19 protein-coding genes and 1 tRNA gene are annotated in these 16,421 nt (G+C 70.9%); 9 read left to right on the forward strand and 11 right to left on the reverse strand.

Annotation, left to right across the window (positions count from 1 at the left end; all coding sequences use genetic code 11):
* Window positions 1-154 precede the first annotated feature (154 nt).
* Window positions 155-1,072 carry a 50S ribosomal protein L11 methyltransferase gene (locus MFF64_RS19185; protein WP_099903106.1) on the reverse strand — a complete coding sequence of 306 codons (918 nt, stop codon included), beginning with the start codon at window positions 1,070-1,072 and terminating at the stop codon, window positions 155-157.
* A 223-nt stretch (window positions 1,073-1,295) separates the two neighbouring features.
* Here MFF64_RS19185 and MFF64_RS19190 point away from each other — a divergent pair, with 223 nt between their 5' ends.
* Window positions 1,296-1,526, forward strand: a complete 231-nt coding sequence (locus MFF64_RS19190; RefSeq protein ID WP_099903104.1) for a hypothetical protein — start codon at window positions 1,296-1,298, stop codon at window positions 1,524-1,526.
* 95 nt (window positions 1,527-1,621) lie between these two features.
* On the opposite strand, the gene MFF64_RS19195 is transcribed toward MFF64_RS19190, so the two are convergent.
* The 4 genes from MFF64_RS19195 to MFF64_RS19210 all read right to left on the reverse strand — a co-directional run bounded on the left by MFF64_RS19195 (window position 1,622) and on the right by MFF64_RS19210 (window position 4,515).
* Complete coding sequence (locus tag MFF64_RS19195; RefSeq protein ID WP_099903102.1) at window positions 1,622-2,398, reverse strand: SDR family oxidoreductase; 777 nt, start codon at window positions 2,396-2,398, stop codon at window positions 1,622-1,624.
* Window positions 2,399-2,525: 127 nt separating this feature from the next.
* Window positions 2,526-3,716 (reverse strand): acetylornithine deacetylase, encoded by a 1,191-nt coding sequence (argE, locus tag MFF64_RS19200; RefSeq protein WP_238191986.1) that lies wholly within the window; start codon window positions 3,714-3,716, stop codon window positions 2,526-2,528.
* A gap of 144 nt (window positions 3,717-3,860) precedes the next feature.
* Entirely contained in the window at window positions 3,861-4,202 is a 342-nt protein-coding gene (locus MFF64_RS19205) for a DUF1491 family protein (protein ID WP_099901769.1), read from the reverse strand.
* Window positions 4,203-4,314: 112 nt separating this feature from the next.
* Window positions 4,315-4,515, reverse strand: coding sequence for a hypothetical protein (locus MFF64_RS19210; RefSeq protein WP_099901772.1), 201 nt, complete (start codon window positions 4,513-4,515; stop codon window positions 4,315-4,317).
* A 414-nt stretch (window positions 4,516-4,929) separates the two neighbouring features.
* Here MFF64_RS19210 and MFF64_RS19215 point away from each other — a divergent pair, with 414 nt between their 5' ends.
* Both MFF64_RS19215 and MFF64_RS19220 read left to right on the forward strand, forming a co-directional pair.
* Window positions 4,930-6,096 (forward strand): MFS transporter, encoded by a 1,167-nt coding sequence (locus tag MFF64_RS19215; protein WP_238191988.1) that lies wholly within the window; start codon window positions 4,930-4,932, stop codon window positions 6,094-6,096.
* Between the two features lie 28 nt (window positions 6,097-6,124).
* Window positions 6,125-7,195, forward strand: a complete 1,071-nt coding sequence (locus MFF64_RS19220) for a spore photoproduct lyase family protein (RefSeq protein ID WP_238192035.1) — start codon at window positions 6,125-6,127, stop codon at window positions 7,193-7,195.
* A gap of 30 nt (window positions 7,196-7,225) precedes the next feature.
* Here the strand turns inward: MFF64_RS19220 and MFF64_RS19225 are convergent, their stop codons facing one another.
* Both MFF64_RS19225 and MFF64_RS19230 read right to left on the reverse strand, forming a co-directional pair.
* Window positions 7,226-7,534 carry an ETC complex I subunit gene (locus MFF64_RS19225; protein ID WP_099902165.1) on the reverse strand — a complete coding sequence of 103 codons (309 nt, stop codon included), beginning with the start codon at window positions 7,532-7,534 and terminating at the stop codon, window positions 7,226-7,228.
* Window positions 7,535-7,560: 26 nt separating this feature from the next.
* Window positions 7,561-7,637, reverse strand: a tRNA-Pro gene (locus MFF64_RS19230).
* 574 nt (window positions 7,638-8,211) lie between these two features.
* Here MFF64_RS19230 and MFF64_RS19235 point away from each other — a divergent pair.
* Window positions 8,212-9,279 (forward strand): Hint domain-containing protein, encoded by a 1,068-nt coding sequence (locus tag MFF64_RS19235; protein ID WP_238192037.1) that lies wholly within the window; start codon window positions 8,212-8,214, stop codon window positions 9,277-9,279.
* A gap of 110 nt (window positions 9,280-9,389) precedes the next feature.
* Here MFF64_RS19235 and MFF64_RS19240 read toward each other — a convergent pair whose 3' ends face one another.
* The gene (locus MFF64_RS19240; RefSeq protein ID WP_099899476.1) at window positions 9,390-9,587 is read right to left on the reverse strand and encodes a hypothetical protein; all 198 of its coding nucleotides are present in this window, start codon (window positions 9,585-9,587) and stop codon (window positions 9,390-9,392) included.
* A gap of 203 nt (window positions 9,588-9,790) precedes the next feature.
* Here MFF64_RS19240 and ruvA point away from each other — a divergent pair, with 203 nt between their 5' ends.
* Window positions 9,791-10,417 carry a Holliday junction branch migration protein RuvA gene (gene ruvA, locus MFF64_RS19245; protein WP_099899478.1) on the forward strand — a complete coding sequence of 209 codons (627 nt, stop codon included), beginning with the start codon at window positions 9,791-9,793 and terminating at the stop codon, window positions 10,415-10,417.
* On the opposite strand, the gene MFF64_RS19250 is transcribed toward ruvA, so the two are convergent.
* The 3 genes from MFF64_RS19250 to MFF64_RS19260 all read right to left on the reverse strand — a co-directional run bounded on the left by MFF64_RS19250 (window position 10,418) and on the right by MFF64_RS19260 (window position 13,246).
* A complete protein-coding gene (locus MFF64_RS19250; protein ID WP_238191990.1) occupies window positions 10,418-10,756 on the reverse strand; it encodes a hypothetical protein in 339 nt (112 codons plus the stop codon).
* Window positions 10,757-11,171: 415 nt separating this feature from the next.
* Window positions 11,172-12,533 (reverse strand): sensor histidine kinase, encoded by a 1,362-nt coding sequence (locus MFF64_RS19255; protein WP_099899480.1) that lies wholly within the window; start codon window positions 12,531-12,533, stop codon window positions 11,172-11,174.
* Window positions 12,530-13,246 (reverse strand): response regulator, encoded by a 717-nt coding sequence (locus tag MFF64_RS19260; protein ID WP_099899482.1) that lies wholly within the window; start codon window positions 13,244-13,246, stop codon window positions 12,530-12,532. The genes MFF64_RS19255 and MFF64_RS19260 overlap by 4 nt, the downstream gene beginning before the upstream one ends.
* Window positions 13,247-13,469: 223 nt before the next feature.
* Here MFF64_RS19260 and MFF64_RS19265 point away from each other — a divergent pair, with 223 nt between their 5' ends.
* The 4 genes from MFF64_RS19265 (at window position 13,470) to MFF64_RS19280 (ending at window position 16,357) form a co-directional block, all read left to right on the forward strand.
* A complete protein-coding gene (locus MFF64_RS19265; RefSeq protein WP_099899484.1) occupies window positions 13,470-13,784 on the forward strand; it encodes an accessory factor UbiK family protein in 315 nt (104 codons plus the stop codon).
* Window positions 13,785-14,064: 280 nt separating this feature from the next.
* Complete coding sequence (locus MFF64_RS19270) at window positions 14,065-14,568, forward strand: type III secretion system chaperone family protein (RefSeq protein WP_099899486.1); 504 nt, start codon at window positions 14,065-14,067, stop codon at window positions 14,566-14,568.
* Window positions 14,565-15,401: a pyrroline-5-carboxylate reductase gene (gene proC, locus MFF64_RS19275; RefSeq protein ID WP_099899488.1), complete on the forward strand. Its 837-nt coding sequence runs from the start codon at window positions 14,565-14,567 to the stop codon at window positions 15,399-15,401. The genes MFF64_RS19270 and proC overlap by 4 nt, the downstream gene beginning before the upstream one ends.
* Before the next feature lie 167 nt (window positions 15,402-15,568).
* Complete coding sequence (locus tag MFF64_RS19280; RefSeq protein WP_238191992.1) at window positions 15,569-16,357, forward strand: TetR/AcrR family transcriptional regulator; 789 nt, start codon at window positions 15,569-15,571, stop codon at window positions 16,355-16,357.
* Window positions 16,358-16,421 lie beyond the last annotated feature (64 nt).

Here is a 16,421-nt window from a genome sequence, read left to right on the forward strand (position 1 = left end):
TCTCCGAGGCTCTCGTGCCGCGGACGGGCCGGGACTGGCTTTCCGCGCGCACGGACCGTCCTCCGGCCGGGATATACATACTCCCTACCGGTAGTCGGCGTTGTTCGGACAACCGATCAGTGTCGGGGCTGTTCCTTGAACGATGCCGCGCCGCTCAGCGCGGACGAGGTGCGGCGCCGCCGCGGCGCAGCTCCAGGGTCGCCCAGCCCTCGATCAGGCGGCGCCGGCGCAGGCGGAACCCTTGAGCGGCATAGGCCGAGAGCACGCCCGGCACGTCGCGGGGGATCAGGCCGGAGAGCACCAGGGTACCGTCCGTCGCCACCGCGCGGGCGAGGCTCGGCGCGAGCCCCCTCAGTGGCCGAGCCAGGATGTTGGCAAAGACGAGGTCGAAGGCCCGGGTGTGGCGGGCAAGCGGGTGGCGCAGGCCCGGCGCCTCGTAGAAGGCCATCAGGTTGGCGAGCCCATTGAAGGCCGCGTTGGTGCGGGCGGTCGCCACCGCCTCCGGGTCGAGGTCGCCGGCGACGACTGTGGTGTGCAGGAGGCGTGCGGCGGCGAGCCCCAGGATGCCGGTGCCGGTGCCGACGTCGAGGACGCGGTGAGGGCGCCGCCTTTTCACCTCGTCGACGAGGGCGAGGAGGCAGCCGAGCGTGGTGCCGTGGTGCCCGGTACCGAAGGCGAGCGCCGCCTCGATCTCGATCGGCAGGTCGTTGGGCTGGACCCGTTCGCGGTCGTGCGAGCCGTGAACCAGGATGCGCCCGGCCCGTACTGGCTTCAGCCCCTCGAGGGAGGCGCGAACCCAGTCCTGCTGGTCGATCGCCGCGAAGGTGGCCTCGTCGGCGGCGTCCCCGAGAATCGGGCGGATCAGCTCGCGCACCGCCTCCTCGTCGGGCTCCTCGGAGAAATAAGCCTCGAGGTGCCAGGTCTTGCCGTCCTCGGCCTCGAAGGCCGCGACCGCGGTCTCGGTCGGGTCGAAGACCTCGCCGATCAGGTCGGTCATGGCGCGGGCCGCGCGCTCGTTCGTGTCGAGACGCAGCACGTGGGTCGGGCGGTGGGGCGGCAGGCCTTCGAGCATGCCCGCGCCAATAGCATCCGCACCGGCCGCCGTCACCGCCCCGTCACGTCCGCGCGGCATCTCTCTCGCCGCGCGACACGCCCTACCGCCTCGCACCATGTGGCAACGGCGACGCGGCCGGCCTGTCGCAAGGGAACTTCGCCCGTCCCCGTGGAACCGGCGCGACCGATCGGCGTTCACAGCGGCGCCGGTCGCCAGAAGCCGGCCGTTGAAGGATCGTACGATGCGTACCCGAGTTCGCGAGCAGTTTCGGCCGGATGCGTGCGCCGGGCCGGCTCAGGCTCCCGTGCGGGAACTCCCCGTCCTGCGGGACCCCCATCGGCGCCGCGCGGCGCCGCTCACCGCCGAGGATACGGCCCTGCCGGGCCGCATGCTCGTTCTGCTCAGCCGGCTGCACCGGAGCGAGATGCAGCTGAAGGCCGACGCGGAGGCCGCCAGTCCGCAGGGCGCCTGAGCCCGATTCGGCCTCCACATGGCTTCGGGCGACCGCACCGCGATCTCCCGAAGCTATCGACCCGGATCGGGTCCGGGCCTCAAGCGTCCAAAGGCTCACGCACCCAGGCGCGAGCCCAGGCGGGCATCCGGCACGTAGCCGCGGTTCCAGGTCGGGCTGATCACCACCTCGTTCAGGCAGACGTGCTTCGGGCGCGTCGCCACGAACAGGATCAGTGCCGCCATGTCGTCGGGCTGGAGCATGCGGGCCCGGTCCTCGGCGCTCACCGGCACGGGCCGCTTGTCGAGGATCGGGGTCGCGACCTCGGCCGGGCACAGCACCGTCGAGCGGATGCCGTTGACGCATTCCTCCATGTTGATGCTGTGGCTCATCGCCACCACGGCGTGCTTGGCCGCCGTGTAGGCCGGCCCGCTGACCGGGCTGACGTAGCGCCCGGCCCAGGAGGCGGTGTGGATCAGGACGCCGTCGCCCTGCTGGCGCATCAGCGGCAGCACCGCGAGCGAGGCATAGAAGGCGCTCGACAGGTTGGCGGCGATGACCGCCTGCGCGCCGTCCGGCGACAGGGCGTCCCAGCGCCGCTCGCGCACGTTGCTGCCGGCATTGCTCACCAGCACGTCGAGCCGGCCGAACCGCGCGGCGATCCCATCGACGATGGCCTTGATGCGATTCGCATCCGTGACGTCACCGGGCTCGACCACGGCCTCAGCTCCGGACGCCGCGATGCGCGCGGCCAGGGCCCGCAGCGGCTCCTCCCGGCGCCCGGTCAGCACCACCCGGGCCCCTGCTCCCGCAAGGGCGAGCGCCGCCGCCTCGCCGATGCCGCTGCCCGCGCCCGTCACCCAGGCGACCTTGCCGGCCAGATCCTGCGTCATGTTCCAACTCCTCCCGGTTCCGCGGCGGTCCTCCCGCCCGTGCACAGGGTCGGGGACCGTCCGTCGCACTCGTCTTCCAAGTTACGACGGCGCCGCGCAAGAGCGGTCCTCGGGGGAGCGGGCGGCTCTACGCACAGCTCTCCGCGATCAGACGGCGCAGGAAGGCGGCACAGTCGGCGAGCTCGGCCCTCTCGACATACTCGTCGGCCTTGTGGGCGCGGGCGATGTCGCCGGGGCCGATCACCACCGAGGGGATGTCGCCGAGGCTCTGGAACAGGCCGGCCTCGGTGCCGTACGAGACCTTGGCGTGGGCGTTGCGGCCGGCGAGGCGCTTGGCCAGGGTGACGAGGGGCGCGTCGGGCGCGATGTCGAGGCCCGGATAGTCGATCACCGGCTCGACCGTGAGGCCGCAGCCGGGATCGCGCGCCTGCATCTCCGGCGCCAGAACGTCGCGGGCGTAAGCGAGCACCGTGTCGGCGAGGGCGCGGGGATCGTCGGCGGCGATCGCCCGGAACTCGAACCCGACGGTGCAACGGTCGGGCACGATGTTGAGGGCGGTGCCGCCCTGGACCAGGGCGGTGAGCCCGGTCGTGTGGGGCACGTCGTAGAGGTCGTCGCGGGCGCCGTCGCGGGCGAGATCCTCGGCGGTGAGCCGCACCCGGTCGATGAAGCGCGCCGCGTACTCGACGGCGTTGACCCCCGTAGGCGCCAGCGCCGAGTGGCAGGCGCGGCCCCGGAACGTGGCCTTCGCGCCGTACTTGCCCTTGTGGCCGATCACCACCGCCATGCCGGTCGGCTCGCCGACGAAGCAGCCGAGGGGCTCGACACCCCGCTCCCGGATGTGGGCGATGAGCGGCCGGACGCCGAGGCAGCCGATCTCCTCGTCGTAGGAGATGGCGAGGTGCAGCGGGCGGGTGAGCGGGGCCGCCGCCATCTCGGGCAGGAGCGCCAGGCAGACGGCGAGGAAGCCCTTCATGTCCGAGGTGCCGCGGCCGTAGAGGCGCCCGTCGATGTCGGTGAGCCGGAACGGGTCGTGGGTCCAGTCCTGGCCCTCCACCGGCACCACGTCGCTGTGGCCCGACAGCACGTAACCCGGCCGGTCGGCCGGCCCGACGGTGACCCACAGGGCCGCCTTCTGCCCCGTCGCGTCCACGACCCTCTCGACCGCGGCGCCGTGGTGACGGCAATACGCCTCGACGTGATCGACGAGGGGCAGATTGCTCGCCGAGCTGACCGTCTCGAAGCCCACGAGGGTGGCGAGGATGTCCGTGATGGCGGACAGCGTGGTGTCGGGGGCCTTGAGGTTGGAAGACGTCATGGGAAGCGTGCGGGCCTGACCGGGGTGATGCGAGAAATGCGACCCCGCGAGGCTTGCAGGGCCGATGCCACCACGCGGCGGGCGGCTCTTCCCTTATGCCGCGTTACGGCGCCGGCGGACAGCGGGCCGGCCCGATCCGACGCTCTACTCGGACAGGTCCAGGAAATGCCGCCCGTCCCGGTCGTCGATCTCGATGATCCAGAGGTCGGAATCGAACCGGATCTCCCGGGCGAGCCGCGCCTCGACGTCCGGAGGCAGGGCCTCGCGCATCAAGCTCTCGAAGCGGCGGCCGCCCTCCTCCATTCCCTCGAACAGGGCCTGGGGCGCAGGGCCGTAGAGGTCGGCGCGTCCGTCGAGGCGGTCGACCTTCACGAAGATCGCCCCTGCCTCCGGCGCGCCGCGGCGGCGCTGCACGGCGCTCACCCCCTCGACGGCGCAGCGGCGCAAATGGGCGGCGACCCAGAAATCGGAGCGCAGGCGTGCCATCGGGCGGGGCGTCCTCGAGGATGTCCGGTCGTCGTCGGTCCCTCATAGGACAGCGCCCGATCGCGGGGCAATCGGGCGCTGCATCGAACCGTGACTGGCATGCGGACCGGGCTCAGGATGCCCGCGCGGCCCCGTCGACCTCGGCCACGTCGGCCCTCTCGCGCCAATCCTCTACGCCGTGCTGGCGCGCGAAGCGCAAGGCGGCGGCGCGGACCGCCCGCTCCGGATCGCGGGCGCGGGTGATCTCCACGGTCCCGACGGTGAACGGGACCCCGAGGATCTGCTTGGCGAACAGCACGCGGTACTGCGACATCGTCCGTCTCCCTAGGCGATGGATCGCGCCGATGACGGGATTTCTTAACCGCTCCAGGCTCCCGAGGCGACCGCGCCGCGGCCATCGGCCGGGACCACGGATGAAGCACGCCTCCGTACTTCGTCCGGTTTCGCGTTTCGCCCGTCGGGGAGCCGATCGACTGCGATCGGAAAAAGGTATCGGCATGGTCTGTGCCGAAGCAAGCCAGCATGTCCGGCCCGCCTGATCCACCATGTGGTGATGATCTCCGCTAACGGAAGGTGCCTCACGGGCGTGTGATCGCGCCTTTTTGCGCAGCGAGGCGGCATGCCCGCAGGGCAGGCCTCCCGTGCGGGCAGGCCCCGTGCTGCAGCGCAAAAACCCGTTATGTCGGGCGCGCCTTCGCACGAGATCACGCTCACGCAGGACGCGCCCATGCCGCCCTTCTCCGCCGCGACCCGCCTGAGCCTCAGCCTGATCGCCGGCGGGGCGGTCGCCAACATCTATTACAACCAGCCGCTGCTCGGGCTGCTGGTCCAGGTTTTCGGCCACGACGCCTCGGTGCTGGTGCCGACCGCGACGCTCGCCGGCTACGGGCTCGGCATCCTGGGCCTCGTGCCGCTCGGCGACGCCCTGCCCCGGCGCAGCCTGATCGTCGGCCAGCTCCTGCTGCTGGCCGCGGTGCTGGTGCTGGCGGCCGCGAGCGCCAGCTTGGCCGTCCTGGTGCTGGCGAGCTTCCTGATCGGGGTGCTCTCGACCGCCGCCCAGCAGGCGGTGCCCTTCGCCGCCGAGCTGGCGCCGGATGCGGTCCGCGGCCGGATGGTCGGCCAGGTGATGACCGGCCTGCTCCTCGGCATCCTGCTCGCCCGGACCTTGAGCGGCTTCGTCGGCGCGTGGCTCGGCTGGCGGGCGGTCTTCGTCGGCGCGGCCGGGCTCTCGGTGGCGCTCGCCGGCCTCGCTTGGCTCGGGCTGCCAAAGACACCACCCGCCGCACGCCTCGGCTACGGCGCGCTGATGGGCTCGATCCTCGACCTGGTGCGCAGCCAGCCGGTGTTACGGCGGGCCGCCCTGGCGCAGGCGCTGCTGTTCGCCGCCTTCAACGCGTTCTGGACCACGCTGGCGCTCCTCGTCGAGGCGCCGCCCTTCGGGCTCGATCCCGCCGGGGCGGGCCTGTTCGGGCTGATCGGCGCGGCGGGCGCGCTCTGCGCACCCATCGCCGGGCGCTTCGCCGATACGCGCAGCCCGCGTCCGGTGCTCATCGGCGGCGCCGCGCTGACGCTGGCCGCCTTCGTGGTGTTCGGCCTGTTCGGCGGCCACTCGCTGGTCGCGCTGGCGGTCGGGGTGCTGCTCATCGACATCGGCATCAACACCGCGCTGATCGCCAACCAGACCCGGGTCTACGCCCTCGCCCCCGGCGCCCGCGGGCGGATCAACACGGTGTTCTTCACCGCGATCTTCGCCGGCGGCGCACTCGGCGCCTCGGCCGGCACGCGGGCCTTCGCCGCTGGCGGATGGCCGGCGCTCTGCGCCGTCGGCGGCGCCTTCGCGGCGGCGAGCCTGCTGGTGCCCCTGCTGGAGCCCCGCGGCCGCCCTAGATCCTGAGGCCAGCATTCCCGGCCGAGCCCGTCCCCTGTCCCGTTCCTCTGCCCATCTCCTCGCCATCGACACGATCTACCACGAGCCCGCGGTCGAGGACTTCGCCCGCGGCCGGGAGATCCTGGAGCGCTTCCCGGAGGCGCGGCGGATCGAGGTCGCCTCGCACTGGAAGATCCCGGAGTTGCACGGCAATGCCGGCTCGGTCGAGGATTGGGTGCGGATCAAGCGCTCGACCCTGGTGCTCGGGGTCAAGAAGGGTCTGACCTCGCGGCCGAACGGCCGCAGCGCCCACTTCATCGCGCCGTCGAGTTCCAACGGCTGCGCCATGGCCTGCGCCTATTGCTACGTGCCGCGCCGCAAGGGCTACGCCAACCCGATCACCCTGTTCGTCAACACCGAGGCGATCGGCCGGGCCATCACCCGCCACGCGGCCGCGCAGGGGCCGCTCCCCGCCCCCGACCAGATCGACGACCGGTACTGGGTCTACGACATCGGCGAGAATGGCGACCTGTCGGTCGACGCGCTCGCTTGCGACAGCGTGCGCGACCTCGTCGGGCTGTTTCGCGACATCCCGAACGCCAAGGCGTCCTTCGCCACCAAGTTCGTCAACCGCGACCTGCTGGCCTACGCGCCTCAGGCCAAGACCCGGATCCGCTTCTCGCTGATGCCCGAGCGCATCGCGCGGGTGGTCGACGTGCGCACCTCACCCATGCCGGAGCGGATCGCCGCGATCGACGCGTTCGTTGGGGCGGGCTACGAGGTCCACGCCAATTTCTCGCCGGTGATCCTCTACGAGGGCTGGGAGGAAGATTGGCGGGCGCTGTTCCGCGCACTCGATGCCGGCATCGGCCCGGCCGCGAAGGCGCAGCTGAAAGCCGAGATCATCTTTCTCACCCACAACGCCGCCCTGCACGACGTCAATCTGCAATGGCACCCCAAGGCCGAGGCGCTGCTGTGGCGTCCCGACATCCAGGAGACCAAGCGCTCCGAGGGCGGGATGGAGAACCTGCGCTACCGCACCGGATGGAAGGGCCGCTGGCTCGCCCGGTTCAAGGCGCTGCTCGCCGAGGAGCTGCCCTATTGCGGGGTGCGCTACGCGTTCTGACGGGCGCGCACCCGCGCCACGATGCCCGGATCAGTGGGTCCAGGGCGCAGTGCGGTTGTACTTGAAGTTGTCGGAGTAGGAGAGGCCGCGGCGCAGGGGCATCTGCGGCTCCTCGACCCGGTAGGCGATACCCTCGCGGGTCGCGTAGGCGATCGCCTCCTCCTTGGTGTCGAACTCGAGCCGCACCTGCTGCAGCATGTCCGAGGACGAGGTCCAGCCCATCAGCGGCTCGGTCTCCCGCGGGCTCGTCTGCTCGAACTCCAGCGTCCACTGCTTGGTCCGGGCGAGGCCGGACTGGGTCGGGTCCTTGGCAGGGCGGAAGATGCGGGCGGTCGACATCGCGGGCTCTGATCCGTGGAGGTGAATGGTCGGGGCGGCCGGATTCGAACCAGCGACCCTCTGGTCCCAAACCAGATGCGCTACCAGACTGCGCTACGCCCCGACAGGCTCTAGGCCGTTGGTTCTCTAGCGTTTTAGGGCGGGGGGCGCAAGCTGGCATCCTGAACCGAATGCGAACGAGATGCCCTTGTCGGGGCTATGTCGGGACACGGATCTCCGACGAAATCACCGACGGATGTTCACGTCATGTTCGCAGTGGTAGGGATGCTTCATGGCACGCCCTACACTTCCCTCCCTACGATCCTGCTCGGCGAAGTGCGCAAGGCGCGGCTCGACCTCTTCGGCCGTTGCCCAATCTGCTATCCCAAGGCGACGATCCCAGCGATGGAAATGCCTCTACCGTACGACCTGGACATGAACGCCATCGGACATCGTATGCGGTGCACGGACTGCGGCCGGCGCGGTGGGATGGATGTCTCCCCGATAGCCAGGGGTGGGTGCGCTACCTGCGAGCGACTGGCCAAAAGGATCGGCTACCATGGTGGACTGGGATTGTTCGAGATGAGACATAACCAGCAGCGCAAGTCACGTTCTCTGTTTGATCCGATTTTTGTTGTATATTTGCTACTATTTGGTTGAATGATGCCAATGAGATTGCAACCAGCGAAATCTTTCATATGAAATTACAGTCCTCCGGGAGGACGATCGTGGCGGACTTATACACATACACGCTCAATGGGCAGCTCAGCGGAACCGGTGGAGCTTCCGCCAGGCCGATATCCGGCAATTTCAGTGTCGATTATGACACTTTTCAAATCTATAACTCTAATATAAGCATAAACGGTGTTGTTTTCAATGGAGGTATTCTGCAGAACTACAGAAATTCCGATGGTTCTACTGGATACAGGGCCTCTTTCTTAAGCTCGCCATCGAGCAATGATACAAACACGCTGGAATTTGTCTACGATCAAAAACTAGAGAACTCTTTAACAGGCGTTCGTTATATTAGAATATTTACTGATTATTCTACAGGGTCTCCCGTCAGAACGTTCACGGACCTGCAATCATCAGCGGTTCCAGCGAATAGCGTAGCTGTCTGTTTCTGCACCGGGACAAACATCTGCATCGTCCGACACGGTGCCCTGGTCAATGTCGCCGTCGAGGATCTCCAAGTTGGTGACCACGCTGTCACCGTCTCCGGCGCCCTGCGGCCGATCACCTGGATCGGGCATCGCAACCTCGACGGCGCCGGCACGGTCCTGCCGCACGATCAGCAGCCGATCCGCATCCGCGCAAGCGCCTTCGGGCCGGGCCTCCCCGCCCGCGACCTCTCGCTCTCCCCCGGCCACCCCGTCCTGGTCGGAGCCGGTGCGGACGGGGAGGGAGGCCATCTCGTGCCGGTGATGTGCCTGATCAACGGCACAACCATCACCCGCGAGCCCGCCACCTCCGTGACCTACTGGCACGTCGAACTCGATTCCCACGACATCCTGCTCGCCGAGGGCCTTCCGGCCGAGAGCTACCTCGACTGGGGCGACCGCCCCTTCTTCACGGAAGCCTCCGACCACGCCCTGCACAATCCCGATTTCGTCGTGCCGGGTCTCGCTGCCCGCTGCCGGCCGGTGGCTGTCGACGGGCCGGTGGTCGAGGCGGAGCGGGCGCGCCTGTCGGGCGTGTTCGCCGCCGCGCTCGGCGCCGATTGCGCCTGGGACCAGTCCGGGCGATTCGACTGGATCGCTGCGTAGGCCTGAACACGAAAATGCCCCGCTCGGCTGCTGCCGGCGGGGCTGAAGGCGGGGTCTCGGGTCCTGGAAGATCCGCCGGGCTAACGGGCTGGCGGTGCGGCGGGTTCCGGTCAGCGGTGCTGCCGCCCCGGTCGGACCGGCGGCGGCTCTCGCTCGTCCAGTCGCTCCAGGACCGGCACCAGCCGGCTCAGAGCGGCGGTGACCTGGTCGGCATGAGCTGCCTGATCGGCCGCCGTGTCGGCGACGATCGCGGCGGCGAGCCCCTTGATGGCGGTGGTGAGATCGGCGATCGCGATGCTGTCGTACACCGCGGCGCCGGTCGTCGCGATCTCCTGGGCCGTCTCAGGTCTGCGCCGCCTGAGCTGAGAGCCGGGGCGAGACGCGTCATCGCCGGGGCGAGACGCGTCATCGCCGGGGCGACGCGCCGCATCGCGCCGCCTTGTGGGCCGGGGCTGGTCTGGGTAAGGGCCGGGATCCGGGCCTGTTCGGCCCGCCAGAGATCCAACCGGCGATGATCGGCAAGCTGAAGGGCGTGGTGGATTCCTACGGCGAGGATTTCGTGATCCTCGACGTGCACGGCGTCGGCTACGTGGTGCATTGCTCGGCCCGCACGCTGCAGCGCCTGCCGCCCACCGGCGAGGCGGCGGAACTGGCGATCGAGACCCATGTGCGCGAGGACATGATCCGCCTCTACGGCTTCCGGGCCGATGCGGAACGCGAGTGGTTCCGCCTGCTCCAGACCGTGCAGGGCGTCGGCACGCGGGTCGCCCTCGGGGTGCTCTCGGTGATGGAGCCGGGCGACCTCGCCACCGCCATCGCCACCGGCGACAAGGGCGCGGTCGCCCGCGCCCCAGGGGTCGGCCCGCGCCTCGCCGCCCGGCTGGTGGCCGAGCTGAAGGACAAGGCCCCGGCCTTCTCGCCCGTCGATCCGGCCCTGATCCAGCTCACCGGGGCGGTGGAGGACAACACCGCGCCCCAGCCGGTGGCCGACGCGATCTCGGCGCTGGTCAATCTCGGCTATGCCCAGGTCCAGGCCTCGGCGGCGGTGGCCGCGGCGCTGAAGGGCGCCGGCGAGGGTGCGGCGGCAATGGAGGCCAAGACCCTCATCCGCCTGGGCTTGCGCGAACTGGCGCGGTGATCAGACCCTGAAGTCGAACACCGCCGCTTGGCTGCCCTTCTGTGCGCTGCCGCTCGCGCCGTAGCCGCTCGCCTGATTCTGCGCCTGCGCACCCTGCAGCTGCTTCAGGAAACTCGCGAGCAGGTCGCTGGCGCTCGAGGCCGCGTCGGTCGAGCCCGCCGCGCCGGCGTCGCCGGAGGGCGGCGGGCCGGGGGGAGGACCGCCGGCACCGCCGACGCGATCCCCACGATCTCCGTCTTGGCCGCCGCCCTTCTGCGACGACAGCAGGTTCTTGAGCGTCGTCGCCTGGTCGCTCGTCAGGGTGCCCTTCGCGACCTCGCCGCTGATGAGGTCGTCCATCCGGCTCCTGGCCTGCGCCGGGTCGAGGCGAGTGCCGTTGGTCCCTGAGCGACCGGATAGCGCCTGGTCGATGTCCTGGACCGCGCTCGTGAGCGCGCTGGCATCGGTGGCACTGAGAGACTGCCGGCCTGCTGCTGCGCCGAGATCTGGTCGAGGAGCCGCTGCTTGTGCGCGCCAGCCTTCGGCTCGACCTTGGGCGGAACGAGCGACTGGGTGGCGGCGCTGGAGGCGGAGACAGTCGTCATAGGGGGCCGGGACCTCGCGCGTGGGTGGGGACGATCCGTCATCCCCGACGCGGGTCAGCCTGCGGCCGCCGCTGCTCAAGAGATCCTTCGCGGCCGCGGGAATCGGGTTTCCGCCCGTTGCGCCGCATCGGGCCGCAACGGGCCGTTACATCTTCGCCGGATGTGTCCGCTCAGGCGGCCCGAGCCGCTGGCTGGCGCGGCACCGCCCCGGCGGCCCGCGGCAGTTCGAGGCGCACGCACAGGCCCTGCGGAATCCGGTTCTCCAGGCTGAACGTGCCACCATGCGACTGCGCTATGGCGCTTGCGATCGACAGGCCGAGGCCGAAGCCGCCGGCCTCGTTGAGGGTGCGGGCGCGGTCGCCGCGCACGAAGGGCTGGAGCATCAGAGCGCGCTCCTCCTCCGGGATGCCCGGGCCCTCGTCCAGGATCTCGACCGCGACGCGGCCCGGCCCGGCCTCGACGAGGCGCACGGTGGCGCCGCCGGCATATTTCACCGCGTTGTCGATCAGGTTGGTGAGCGCCCGCTGCAACTCGCCGGAGGAGCCACGCACCAGGGCCGGCCGCATGTCCTCGGCCCGCACCGCCTCGCCGATATCGGCGAAGCCGTCGCAGACCGTCTGCACCACCGAGGCGAGGTCGACGAGGCTCTGCCCCTCGCGGGACTGGCCGTCGCGCACGAAGGACAGCGCCGCCTCGACGAGGGCGTTCATCTGGTCGAGGTCGCGCAGGAACTGCCGGCGCAGGCTCTCGTCCTCCAGGAATTCCGCCCTGAGGCGCAGGCGGGTGATCGGGGTGCGCAGGTCGTGGCTGATCGCCGCCAGCATGTGGGTGCGGTCGTCGATCAGGCGCAGCACCCGGTCGCGCATCCGGCCCAGCGCCCGGGACACCGCCAGCACTTCCTCGGGCCCGCGCTGCGGCAGGGGCCGCGCCTCGGTGGCGGTGCCGAAGGCCTCCGCCGCCTCGGCCAGCCGTGCGAGCGGCGCGGTGAGCGCCCGCGTCGCCCAGATCGACAGGAGCGTGAGCGACAGGGCGAGGAAGACCAGGGTGATCAGCACCGCGCTGGTCAGCGGCGGGTGCGGCAGCGGCAGGGGCGGCAGGTCGGCGGTGAGCTGCAGGCCGCCCGGCCCGGCGATGCGCAGGTGCAGGGCGCCCGCCGGCGTATGCTCGGCCGCCACGCCGTAGCCCGCCCCCAGGGCAGCCCGCAGGCCGGAGATCTCCGGCACGTCGGAGCCCGGCGTGGCGGGTGCGTCCGGCGCGTCCGGGGGGAGCAGGGTGAGGTGAAGCGCCGAGGCGCTGTGGCGGGCCGCCGCCACCACGTCGGCACGGTCCTCGGCCGGCGCCGCCGCCACCATGTGGACGACGGTGACGAGGCGGTTGGCGAGCGCGTTCGGCCGCTCGTCGGAGCGGCGCAGCTCCGGTCGCAGGAGGATGAAGGCCACGGTCACGACCACGTGGGTGACCACGATCGCGGCGACTACCAGCAGGGCGAGCTGCCCGGCGATGCGGCCCGGCAGAGGCCCCTTCCCGGTCATGTCGAGACCACCTCCGGCGTGAACAGGTAGCCGCCGGAGCGAATGGTCTTGATCATCTCCGGGTTGCGGGGATCGCGCTCGATCTTCTGGCGGATGCGGCTCACCAGCACGTCGATGCTGCGCTCGAACGGCCCCGGCGCCCGCCCCTGCGTCAGGTCGAGGAGCTGGTCGCGGGAGAGCACCCGGCCCGGCCGCAGGCACATCGCGTGCAGGAGGTCGAACTCGGCCCCGGTGAGCGCCACCTGCGCGCCCTCCGGGTTGAGGAGCTGGCGCAGGCCCGCATCGAGCACGAAGCCCGCGAAGGCGTGGCGGCGCACGCCGTCGTCGTCGCGGCCCTGGGCAGCGGCGCCGCGGCGCAGGATCGCGCGGATGCGGGCGAGCAGCTCGCGCGGGTTGAAGGGCTTGGCCAGGTAGTCGTCGGCCCCGATCTCGAGCCCGACGATCCGGTCGATCTCCTCGCTCTTCGCCGTGAGCATCAGGATCGGCATGCCGGAGGAGGCGCGCAGGCGCCGGCAGATCGACAGCCCGTCCTCGCCCGGCAGCATCAGGTCGAGCACGATCAGGTCGACGCGGGAATCGGCCAGCAGCCGGTCCATCTCGCGGCCGTCGCCGGCGATCGAGACCCGGCAATCGTTGCCGCGGAGATAGCGGGCGACCAGCGTGCTGATCTCGCGATCGTCCTCGACGATCAGGATGTGCGGTGTCGTGCTCACGGTTACGCCTTATGCCCGAGACCGGGTTTTGCTTGAAGCCGTCATTGTGCATCCGTCTGTTGCTGGACCCGGCCCTCGACACCGTCGCGCAACCGTTCCCGCCCTGGGCCGGCTCATCGCGATGGTGCCGCATTTTCGCGCGATGGGGAGCCAGGACCGGGGCCCATTCCGCCACGAAATGCATTAGGGCTGTGCATCAGGACCAGCCCCGGAGGATCCTCCCATGCAGCAGAACCGCTTGTTCGACGACTTCGCCCGCCTGATGACCGACGCCGCCGGTGCGGCCCAGGGCGTGCGCCGCGAGGCCGAGACCATGGTCAAGGCGCAGATCGAGCGCATGCTGCGGGACATGGACGTGGCCACCCGCGAGGAGGTGGAGGTGCTGCGCGACCTCGTCGCGTCCCTGCGCGCCCAGAACGACGCGCTGGCGACCCGCGTCGCGGCGCTCGAGGCGGCTCCTGCCGAGACCAAGCCTGCCGGTGCCAAGGCCAAGGGTGGGGCAGCCGGGGCGGCGCCCGGCGGCACGGCGACGGCCTGACGCCTCGCCCGGGCGCGCCCCGCTTGTGCACAGGAAGCTTCGGTGGATAGCCGGCGGTGCGCCCCCGCCGCCGCGGCTTTCCGCTTTGAGTCCCTGGACTCGCCCGGGCTATAGTGGGTCACGCCCTGATTCGCAGCCGCTCTGGGGAGACAAGTCGGAACATAAGCTTTTCGCCTGCACGTCCTGACCGTGCCCGGGTCGCGATCTGCCTTGAAGACGACACTCGCCGCGTTCGCTGACGCAGCTGTTTCCCGCTCGGACGAGCCAAACTTGGATCGCCATGACCCAGCTCAACATCGACGACCTGAACCGCGCCGAGCACCCGCTCGATGTCGTCGAGCGCCTCGCCTCCCTCCGGGACTGGATCTTCGATCGCGCCGAGACCGACGAGATGTCGGTCGCGGTGGCCGGTCAATGGGCCGAGTACCACGTCGCCTTCACGTGGATCGAGGATGTGGAGGCCCTGCACATCGCCTCCGCCTTCGACCTGAAGGTGCCGGAGCGTCGGCGCAACGAGGTGCTGCGGCTCGTCTCGCTCGTCAACGAGCAGCTCTGGGTCGGCCATTTCGACCTCTGGAACAGCGAGCACGTGGTGATGTTCCGCCACGCGCTGCTGCTCACCGGCGGCGCCGAGCCGACGCACGGCCAGTGCGAGACCATGCTGAAGACTGCGGTCGAGGCCTGCGAGCGCTACTTCCAGGCGTTCCAGTTCGTGATCTGGGCTGGCAAGAGCGCCCGCGAGGCGCTCGACGCGGTCCTGTTCGAGACCGAGGGCGAGGCGTGAGCGGGCAGATCGCCGGGACGTCCGGGCTTCTGCCGGCCTCGCTGATCCTGGTCGGCGCCGGCAAGATGGGCGGGGCGATGCTGGAAGGCTGGCTCGCCGACGGGCTGCCGGGCGAGAGCGTCGCCGTCGTCGACCCCAACCCCGCCCCCGCCATGGTGGCGCTCTGCGCCGCGCACGGCATCGCCCTCAATCCGGCGGCGCCGGCCGAACCGGAGGCCCTGGTTCTGGCGATCAAGCCGCAAGGGCTGGACACGGCCGCGGCGACGGTGGCGCCGCTCGCCGGGCCGGGCACCGTCGTGGTCTCGGTGCTGGCCGGCAAGACCATCGCCAACCTGAAGGACCGCCTGCCCCGCGCCCGCGCGGTCGTGCGGGCGATGCCGAACCTGCCGGCGAGCATCCGCCGGGGCGCCACGGGGGCCGCGGCCTCGCCCGAGACCAGCGAGGACCAGCGCCGCACCGCCCACGCGCTCCTCTCCGGCATCGGCCTCGTCGAGTGGCTGGACAGCGAGGACCTGATCGACGCCGTGACGGCGGTCTCGGGCTCCGGCCCGGCCTACGTCTTCCTGATGGCCGAGGCCCTGGCCGCCGCCGGCGTCGCCGCCGGGCTGCCGGCCGAGGTGGCGGCGCGCCTCGCCCGCCAGACCGTGGCGGGGGCGGGCGAGCTCCTGGGGCGGAGCCCCGAGGAACCGGCGACCCTGCGCCAGAACGTGACCTCGCCGGGCGGCACCACCGCGGCGGCCCTCGGGGTTCTGATGGCCGAGGAGGGCTTGAGCCCCCTGATGCGCGCGGCCGTGGCGGCGGCGAAACGCCGGGCCGGGGAACTGGCGGGCTGATCGCAGCGCGACGCGAGATCACCGGCACGTCACCCGAGCGCGTCGCCGCGGCCCCCTGCCCGGCGCGCGGGGCGATGCCTAGATAGGCGGTCGAGGCGGGCGATCCGCCTCGGGGAGGTGCGACGCGTGCTTCCCTTCTCGCCTCAACGGTATCGGAGCGTCCATCCATGGCCCGCACCCCCAAGGCGTCCGACGGCACGACGTCCGGCGAGCAGCACGGCGCCGGCAGTGAGCCGGAGGCCACCCGCCTGCCGCCGCGGGAGGCGATTGTCGAGGCGCTGATGCGCCTTGCCGCCGAGCAGCCCTGGAACGACATCGAGATCACCGACATCGCCCGCGAGGCCGGAGTGAGCCTGGGCGAGTTCCGCGACGCCTATCCGTCGAAGGGCGCGGTGCTCGGCGGCTTCTCGCGCATGATCGACAAGCAGGTGCTCGAGGGCGCCAGCGACGACCTCGACGAGGAGCCGACCCGCGAGCGGCTGTTCGACGTGCTGATGCGCCGCCTCGACGCGATGGACCCCTACAAGCCGGCCTTGCGCCGTATCGCCTTCGCGTTGCGCGGCGACCCGTTGTCGCTCGCCGCCCTCAACCAGGTCGCACTCAACTCGCAGCGCTTCATGCTGGCCTCGGCCGGCATCAGCACCGAGGGACCGCTCGGCCGCGTCAAGCTCCAGGGCGTGGTGATCGCCTTCGCGCGGGTGATGGAGGTGTGGCTCGAGGACGACGATCCGGCACTGGCCCGCACCATGGCGGCGCTCGACCGCGAGATCCGCAACGGCGAGCGCTTCATGGAGCGCGCCGAGGACGTGCGCCGCCTGACCGCGCCGTTCCGGGCCCTCGCCCAGTCCCTCGCCGATGGCGGGCGGCGCCGGCGCCGGCGCCGGGATGACCGCCAGGACGATCGCAACGAGGACGAGGGCAATCCCCTCGGGGGCGATCCGGCGGCGGCGATCTGACGCCGCGGCGATCCCCGACAATTTGAGCGGTTCCAGGGTGACCATGCGTCGCGCATTGTCTAGC

Source organism: Methylobacterium frigidaeris (genome assembly GCF_022179185.1).
Taxonomy (GTDB): Bacteria; Pseudomonadota; Alphaproteobacteria; order Rhizobiales; family Beijerinckiaceae; genus Methylobacterium; species Methylobacterium frigidaeris.

Bases quoted from the DNA above. Each gene is read 5' to 3' on its own strand.
- MFF64_RS19215 (WP_238191988.1), top strand. From the start codon at position 4,930: ATGCCGCCCTTCTCCGCCGCGACCCGCCTGAGCCTCAGCCTGATCGCC.
- MFF64_RS19225 (WP_099902165.1), bottom strand. From the start codon at position 7,534: ATGTCGACCGCCCGCATCTTCCGCCCTGCCAAGGACCCGACCCAGTCC.
- MFF64_RS19270 (WP_099899486.1), top strand. From the start codon at position 14,065: ATGACCCAGCTCAACATCGACGACCTGAACCGCGCCGAGCACCCGCTC.
- MFF64_RS19280 (WP_238191992.1), top strand. From the start codon at position 15,569: ATGGCCCGCACCCCCAAGGCGTCCGACGGCACGACGTCCGGCGAGCAG.
- MFF64_RS19195 (WP_099903102.1), bottom strand. From the start codon at position 2,398: ATGACGCAGGATCTGGCCGGCAAGGTCGCCTGGGTGACGGGCGCGGGC.
- MFF64_RS19185 (WP_099903106.1), bottom strand. From the start codon at position 1,072: ATGCTCGAAGGCCTGCCGCCCCACCGCCCGACCCACGTGCTGCGTCTC.
- MFF64_RS19255 (WP_099899480.1), bottom strand. From the start codon at position 12,533: ATGACCGGGAAGGGGCCTCTGCCGGGCCGCATCGCCGGGCAGCTCGCC.
- MFF64_RS19265 (WP_099899484.1), top strand. From the start codon at position 13,470: ATGCAGCAGAACCGCTTGTTCGACGACTTCGCCCGCCTGATGACCGAC.
- MFF64_RS19250 (WP_238191990.1), bottom strand. From the start codon at position 10,756: ATGGACGACCTCATCAGCGGCGAGGTCGCGAAGGGCACCCTGACGAGC.
- MFF64_RS19235 (WP_238192037.1), top strand. From the start codon at position 8,212: ATGAAATTACAGTCCTCCGGGAGGACGATCGTGGCGGACTTATACACA.
- MFF64_RS19190 (WP_099903104.1), top strand. From the start codon at position 1,296: ATGCGTACCCGAGTTCGCGAGCAGTTTCGGCCGGATGCGTGCGCCGGG.
- MFF64_RS19210 (WP_099901772.1), bottom strand. From the start codon at position 4,515: ATGTCGCAGTACCGCGTGCTGTTCGCCAAGCAGATCCTCGGGGTCCCG.
- ruvA (WP_099899478.1), top strand. From the start codon at position 9,791: ATGATCGGCAAGCTGAAGGGCGTGGTGGATTCCTACGGCGAGGATTTC.
- MFF64_RS19205 (WP_099901769.1), bottom strand. From the start codon at position 4,202: ATGGCACGCCTGCGCTCCGATTTCTGGGTCGCCGCCCATTTGCGCCGC.
- argE (WP_238191986.1), bottom strand. From the start codon at position 3,716: ATGACGTCTTCCAACCTCAAGGCCCCCGACACCACGCTGTCCGCCATC.